Annotated in this window: 7 protein-coding genes; 6 read left to right on the plus strand and 1 reads right to left on the minus strand. The window is 65.1% G+C overall.

Annotation, left to right across the window (positions count from 1 at the left end):
* The first annotated feature begins 113 nt into the window (after positions 1–113).
* From ACQY7V_RS09930 to ACQY7V_RS09950, 5 genes are all read left to right on the plus strand, one after another.
* A complete protein-coding gene (locus ACQY7V_RS09930; protein ID WP_184453897.1) occupies positions 114–473 on the plus strand; it encodes a PadR family transcriptional regulator in 360 nt (119 codons plus the stop codon).
* Positions 460–1,821, plus strand: coding sequence for a permease prefix domain 1-containing protein (locus ACQY7V_RS09935; protein WP_428640083.1), 1,362 nt, complete (start codon positions 460–462; stop codon positions 1,819–1,821). The genes ACQY7V_RS09930 and ACQY7V_RS09935 overlap by 14 nt, the downstream gene beginning before the upstream one ends.
* A gap of 168 nt (positions 1,822–1,989) precedes the next feature.
* Positions 1,990–2,865, plus strand: coding sequence for a PRD domain-containing protein (locus ACQY7V_RS09940; RefSeq protein ID WP_277298994.1), 876 nt, complete (start codon positions 1,990–1,992; stop codon positions 2,863–2,865).
* Between the two features lie 44 nt (positions 2,866–2,909).
* Positions 2,910–4,487 (plus strand): N-acetylglucosamine-specific PTS transporter subunit IIBC, encoded by a 1,578-nt coding sequence (gene nagE, locus ACQY7V_RS09945; RefSeq protein WP_277299032.1) that lies wholly within the window; start codon positions 2,910–2,912, stop codon positions 4,485–4,487.
* Between the two features lie 18 nt (positions 4,488–4,505).
* The gene (locus ACQY7V_RS09950) at positions 4,506–4,991 is read left to right on the plus strand and encodes a PTS sugar transporter subunit IIA (RefSeq protein ID WP_277298995.1); all 486 of its coding nucleotides are present in this window, start codon (positions 4,506–4,508) and stop codon (positions 4,989–4,991) included.
* A gap of 203 nt (positions 4,992–5,194) precedes the next feature.
* On the opposite strand, the gene ACQY7V_RS09955 is transcribed toward ACQY7V_RS09950, so the two are convergent.
* Positions 5,195–5,824: a uridine kinase family protein gene (locus tag ACQY7V_RS09955; protein ID WP_277298996.1), complete on the minus strand. Its 630-nt coding sequence runs from the start codon at positions 5,822–5,824 to the stop codon at positions 5,195–5,197.
* 164 nt (positions 5,825–5,988) lie between these two features.
* On the opposite strand from ACQY7V_RS09955, the gene ACQY7V_RS09960 reads away from it, so the two are divergent.
* Positions 5,989–6,724 (plus strand): TetR/AcrR family transcriptional regulator C-terminal domain-containing protein (locus ACQY7V_RS09960; RefSeq protein ID WP_428640085.1); only part of this gene is annotated, 736 nt, incomplete at its 3' end.

Consider the following 6,724-nt stretch of genomic DNA (forward strand, 5'->3'; position numbering starts at 1 on the left):
GGCTGGCGCGCGGCGCCCGGAGCCCCACCGCGTTTCGGTTTCGGGGTCTTGAATTCCGGTGTGATGCGCCTAGACTTATACCTAGCACTGCTAGGTATGAAAGGGGTGGGGGAATGCGCATCGACAAGGATCTCGTCGCCGCCTCCGCCACGCCCATCGTCCTCGGCGTGCTCGCGCAGGGGGAGGAATACGGGTACTCGATCCTCAGGCGCATCAAGGAGGCCTCCGGCGGCGGACTCGACTGGAACGAGGGGATGCTCTACCCCCTGCTCCACCGTCTCGAGCGCCAGGGCCTCGTCGAGAGCCGCTGGGTGAGTGCCGAAGGCGCGCGTCGCAGGAAGTACTACACCCTCACGAAGCTCGGCCGCCGGGAGCTCGACGAGCGGACAGAGGCGATCGGCCTCGTCGCCGCGACCCTCACCGGACTGCTCCGTGCAGCTACGAGGAAAGAAGGACACGATGAAGACTCCTGAGCCGAGCTGCGGCTCCCCGATCATCCCCGAAGCGCTCGCGCCCCTGATCGATTCGCTGAGCCGACGCCGCGGCCTGACGGACGATGACCTCGCCGAACTCGCCGATCACCTGCGTTCGGAATACGACGAGCTCCAGGCCCTCGGCCTGTCGTCCGCCGAAGCGGCCCTCATCGTCAACCACCGCTTCGGCGCGGGGGAGGAAATCGCCTCCGAATACCTCCTCGCGCACCCCGAGCGGGCATGGCGGCGCCTCGACGAGGACGCGGAACGCCCCGCCTGGCACCTCCCCGCAGCGCTCGGGATCGGCCTCGTCGCCGGCGTCCTCACGAGGCTCTTCGCGGAGTTCGCGCCCGCGGATCGGACCGAACTCCTCATGCGCTCCGTCTTCCTCATCCCCCTCACCCTCCTCGCCGTCTACCTCGCCGCGACGGCGAGAAGCCGTGAGGCCCGCGGGCTCGTACTCCTCGGCGTCGCCGTCGCGGCGGGGGCGGGCATCGCGATCGCCTATCCGGGCGACCCCGACGGCCAGACGGTCTTGCTCACGATGATCCATCTGCCGGTCCTCGTCCTCGTCCTCGTCGGCGTCGCCTATCTCGGTGCGCGGTGGCGGAGCCTCGAGGCGTGGATGGACTGGGTCCGCTTCCTCGGCGAGGGCGCGATCTACTACGTCCTCACAGCCCTCGGAGGGGGCGTCGTCATCGCCCTCATCACCGCGGTCTTCGCCGCGATCGGCATTGAGACGAGCGGCCCCTACGGCACCGTCCTCTCGTGGCTCATCCCGATCTGCGCGGTCGGCGCGCTCTTCGTCTGCGCGTGGCTCGTCGAACTCAAGAAGTCGGCGATGGAGAACGTCGCGCCGGTCCTCACGGCCGTGTTCACGCCGGTGATGACGATCGCCCTCCTCAGCTTCCTCGTCGTCATCGCCGTCACGGGCAATCCGATCGAGGCGAATCGCGAGATCCTCATCGTCTTCGACGTCCTCCTCATCGTCGTCGAGGCGATCGTCATCTTCACCGTGTCGGCGCGCCCCTCGGAGCTGCGGGTGCGGGCGCTCGATTGGATGCAGATGGCACTCATCGTCGCGGGGATCGTCGTCGATCTCCTCCTCCTGTGGGCGCTCGGCGGCCGGGTCGTCGAGTACGGGGCCTCGGCGAACAAGCTCGCCGCCCTCGGCGTCAACATCCTCCTCCTCATCCACCTCGTCGGCGCCCTCGTCGGCTACGGGAGGCTCGCGCGGGGGAGGGGCCCGCTCGCCCTCGAACGCTGGCAGTCGGCGGCGCTCCCGGTTTTCGCCGTCTGGGCGGGGATCGTCGCCTTCGTCTTCCCGCTCGTCTTCCGCTTCGCCTGAGCACCTCAGCCGGCGGGCGAGACGCTTGCGTGTGGAAAACCTGGCGATTTGTGATCCCATCCTGTAAACTCGCGAGCGATCGGAGTCTCTGGGTGTCACTGTTCGGCAGGCATCACCGGGGAAGCACTCGGGTGAACCCGGGTGGTATCGCTCAAAGAGGAGCCCCAGGTGACCGAGGAGAGCTTGTCCCAGCCGCAGTGTCCCTACCGTGTGACGCATGCGCTGAACAACAACGCCGTCGCGGCGGTCGATGTTGATTCCGATACGCCGGTCATCCTCGTCGGAAAGGGACTGGGATTCGGTCGGCGTCCCGGTGATGAGATCCCAGAGGAGGCCGTCCGGGAACGCTATATCGCGGTAGGGGAGGATCGTTCCCACTATCTCAACCTTCTCAAGAACATTCCCTCAGCCACGCTCGAAGCGGTTTCCGGCGGGGTCGAGCTCGCGGAGGAACAGCTCGGCGCCCTCCACCCCTCCGTCTACGTCATCCTCACCGATCATCTCGCCTTCGCCATCCAACGGCTCGCTGAGGGACAGATGATCGAGAACCCGCTGCTGCCCGAAATCCGTGCCCGTTTCCCCCGCGAGTTCGTCGCTGCCGAAATTCTCCTGCGCTACGTCAATGCGAGGCTGGACATTGTGCTCCCTATCGACGAAGCCGCTTTCATCACCCTCCACCTGCGTGCCGCCGCGACTGGCGAAACGGTGAAGCGCCCCCTTTCACAGGCGAACGCCCTCGCTGGACTGACCGACACGGTGATCGCCCGGCTCGTCCGTGGCACGACCGTTCGCGAGGACGCCCGCGCTGAACTTGTCTCTCACATCGTCGCCCTCTCGCGCCGTCTCAAGGGCGGCGAGCTGCGGGCCAACGCGGCTCTTCTGTCGATCCAACGCGACGCGCCGGACGACTACGCCCTCGCTGAGGAGATCGTCCAGATCCTCTCCGAGGGTTTCCAGACTCCCGCGGCCCAAGTCGCGGGTGAAGTCGCCTTCACGGCGCTCTTCCTCCATGGCTGGCGTCAAGACGCCAGGCGTCATTCCTGATCACAGACACATCGCGATTCGAAGGAGAATCAATGGACGCGATCATGACGAGCCTTCAGAAGCTCGGGAAGGCCCTCATGGGTGCGGTGGCGGTCATGCCCGTCGCCGCCCTCCTCATGGGCATCGGCTACTGGATCGATCCCGAAGGTTGGGGTGCCAACTCCATTCTCGCGGCGGTCCTCATCAAGGCGGGCGCTGCCATTCTTGACTACCTCGGCTGGATCTTCGCTGTAGCGATCGCCTTCGGCCTCGCCAAGGACTCTAACGGCGCCTCCGCTCTCGGCGGCTTTATCGGCTACGGCACGGTGACAGCCCTTCTCAGTGAAAAGGCTGTAGCGGGTTATCGGGGTGTGGATCTCGAGGCGCTCGAGGGGGCCGAAAAGCTCGCCTGGATCGCCGACGGCTGGGGCAAGATCAACAACGGCAACGTCCTCATCGGCATCCTTGTCGGCGTTCTTGCCGCCTGGACCTACAACCGTTTCCACAATACGAAACTTCCGGATGCCCTCGCCTTCTTCTCAGGCCGCCGCCTCGTCCCGATCATGATGTCCTTCTTCTCCATGATTCTGTCGGGCATCCTCTACTTGGTGTGGCCGTTTCTCTACTCGATCCTCTTTCACTTCGGTCAGTGGATCGTCGGCCACGGTGCTCTCGGCGCGGGCCTCTACGGCTTCTTCAATCGCTTGCTCATTCCAACGGGTCTGCACCACGCCCTCAACCAGATCTTCTGGTTCGACGTCGCTGGTATCAACGACATCGGTGATTTCCTCGGCGGTGGTAAAACGATCGAGGCTGCCGCGGCGGCAACCGACGCGGCCTCCTGCCCGGGTGTATGGGATGCCGCCGCGGGGTCTTGCGAAGTCATCGGCTATGTGGGTATGTACCAGGCCGGATTCTTCCCCGTCATGATGTTCGGCTTGCCTGCTGCGGCCCTCGCGATGTATCTGCGCGCGGACTCGAAGCGCAAGAAGACCGTGGCTTCTCTCATGATGGCCGGGGCCCTCGCATCTTTCTTCACGGGCGTGACCGAACCCCTCGAATTCTCCTTCATGTTCGCTGCCCCGATCCTTTACATACTTCACGCGCTTCTCACGGGTATTGCGGTGGCAGTAGCAGCGGCGATGCATTGGACTGCCGGTTTTGGATTCTCCGCGGGCTTCGTCGACATGTTCCTCTCCACGCAGAACCCGATCGCGCACAAGTGGTACATGCTGCTCCTCCAGGGCATTGTATGGGCCGTTATCTATTTCATCGTCTTCTACTTCCTCATTCCGATCCTCAAGCTCAAGACTCCCGGACGCGATGATGAGGATGATACGGATGTGGACACGGCGAGGGTTTTGGCTCCGTCCCGGGCGGCGCAGCAGATTCTCGAGGGCCTGGGCGGGGCGGCGAACATCGTGTCCATCGACTACTGCGCGACCCGTCTGCGCGTCGCTGTCGCGGATCATCTCGCGGTCAAAGAATCGCAGATCAAGAAAGCAGGAGTCCCCGGTGTGATCCGTCCGTCGCAAAAGTCGGTTCAGGTCATTATTGGGCCGCAGGTCCAATTCGTGTACGACGAGGTGGCCGCCCTGCTCGCTTCGAGTGCCGCTGAGCTCAAGGGCGAGCAGTCGATCTGAGGTCGGGGAGGATTCGTCGTGTTCGCTTTTGGGAGGAAAAAGGTCCAGATCGCCGCTCCCTTCGTCGGCGAGGTTGTGGAGATCGGTGAAGTCCCGGACCCCGTTTTCTCATCGGGGATGCTTGGCCCCGGACTTGCAGTGATTCCGGAGCCGGATGCTGCGGGAGTGGATGTCTGCAGCCCAGTGAAGGGCAGACTGATTCGGGTGTTCCGAACTCTGCACGCCTTTGCCCTTGTCACTGAAGGTGGGCTGGAGGTGCTCGTGCATATCGGTCTCGATACTGTCGAACTTGGCGGCGCAGGATTCGAGTCCCTCGTTCCCGAGGGCACTGAGGTTATGCTCGGTCAGCCCATTATCCGATTCGATGCCGCAGCTGTGCGCGCCTCTGGACGCAATCCGATCACGCCCGTCGTCTTCTCCAAGCGCAAACAGGTCGCCGAGGTGAAAGCGAAGAAAGGGAGGGTGATAGCCGCTGAGCCAGCGGCGGTGGCATTTCTCGCTTAGATGCACAGTTCGGGCACCGAAATTGGAGGAACGTGACCCGGACACGTGACTGAGGGGGCCTTGCTGGTGAAACGACTTATGAAAGCATTCAGCGCCAGGAAGGCTCTCCCGCCTCTTATCCTCCTACGACTATGATTTCGTGCTTCAGAGGTGCATGTTTGAGGAGTAGGGGGGCTTCCGCTGCTGGGTTCCGGCCAATACACCTAGCTCCTCGCGCTCGCATTCCTCGCGGTCGTGAGGAGCAGGGCGCTCTCGGCCTCGCCGAGGCTCGTCACGGGGCGGCAGCCCTGGCGGATCCACCCCCGGACCATCGCCGGCTCCTTCCTGGCCAGGTGCATCCCGCGCAGGACGAGGACGTGCGGCGCCTTCCTGCCTTCGCCGAGATCGCGGAGGAAGCGGTACCACATGTTGCGCAGGGGGGAGCGAGCGATGCAGAGGGCGTCGGCCAGCACTCCGGCTTCCCGGAGATCATCGACGAGGGAGGCGGCGAAGACTCCTTCGGCGATGAAGACGGTCTCGGCCTCGTCGAGGCACAGGGTCTGGACCGCCGTCCGCCTGTTCGTCGGGATGTCGTAGACGGGGATCTGGGCCGAGCCCGCTCGGCACAGCTCGATGAGCGCGTCCCGGGCCTCGTCGTGGTTCCACGAGGCCGGGTCGTCCCAATCGATGAGGCCCGTGGGGAAGCGGGGCATCCCGTCCTCCGTGTCGTCCCTGTAGAAGTGATCGAGGGAGACCGCGCGTATCCCCGTTCGCGTCGACAGTGAGGTCTTCCCGGAGCCGGAGGGTCCGGCGAGGATGATGACGCGGGCTCTGGGGGCGGGGGTGACGGCCATGAAGGCCAGGATACGACGGACGAGGGCCGTCAGGAGTCCGCATGAGGCGCGAGGGGGTGTGAGAGTGCTTGCCCGATCCCTCACAGGATTCCTCAGGAGCCTGAGAAAGGCGGATAGAATGGGAGGCCGCGGTACGGATCGAGCAGGCGTACGGATCGGGGAACATGTCAGCGTCGAAGAAACGGAAGACGGAGGACTCCTCACCCTGCAAAGGGCGCCCGCCTCGGATCGACCGTGACAAGATCATCGAAGCCGCGCGCGCCCTTCCGCCCGAGAAGGTCACGATGCAGGCCGTTGCGCAGATCCTCCAGGTCGATCCGACGGCCCTCAATTACCACGTCGGCGGACGCAGGGACTTCCTCCGCCTGGTCGCGCTCGACCGCGCCCGGCTCGCCGCCAGGGCCTTCGTCGAGGGCGAGGCCCCTGTGAACTGGGAGGAGGCCCTTCGGCGCTTCGCGCTGGCCATGCGCGCCTCGATCGCATCGATCGGACCGCTCGCCCCGCATCTGGAGTTCGACTCCTCGAGCGCCCTCGCGTTCATCGAGCCCGTCGAACGGATCCTGCGGACCCTCGTCGATGAGGGCTTGGGGTTGAGCGACGCGGTTCGCACGCTCAGTCTCGTCGCGCATACGGCCGTGCACGCGGGCAGGGCGGATGCGATGCGGCGATCGGGCGAGGACCCGCATGGGACGCGGCCCCTCCCGGAGGGCCCCGGTTCGCGCCTTTTCGGCGTGCTCGACGAAGTGCCCGGCGCCTTCCCCCTGCTTGAGGAGCTCGCGGGCGGAAAGGTCGAGGGGCTGGGGATCGTCGAGGGCGGTGATGTCGACGCGCAGTTCGCCTTCGAGCTCGAGACCGTCCTCGCCGGCATCTCCGCGCGCATCGCTCCGTCCCGGGGAGTGA

The organism is Schaalia sp., from assembly GCF_050312375.1.
Lineage (GTDB): Bacteria > Actinomycetota > Actinomycetes > Actinomycetales > Actinomycetaceae > Pauljensenia > Pauljensenia hyovaginalis.

Bases quoted from the DNA above. Each gene is read 5' to 3' on its own strand.
- ACQY7V_RS09935 (WP_428640083.1), top strand. From the start codon at position 460: ATGAAGACTCCTGAGCCGAGCTGCGGCTCCCCGATCATCCCCGAAGCG.
- nagE (WP_277299032.1), top strand. From the start codon at position 2,910: ATGACGAGCCTTCAGAAGCTCGGGAAGGCCCTCATGGGTGCGGTGGCG.
- ACQY7V_RS09955 (WP_277298996.1), bottom strand. From the start codon at position 5,824: ATGGCCGTCACCCCCGCCCCCAGAGCCCGCGTCATCATCCTCGCCGGA.
- ACQY7V_RS09930 (WP_184453897.1), top strand. From the start codon at position 114: ATGCGCATCGACAAGGATCTCGTCGCCGCCTCCGCCACGCCCATCGTC.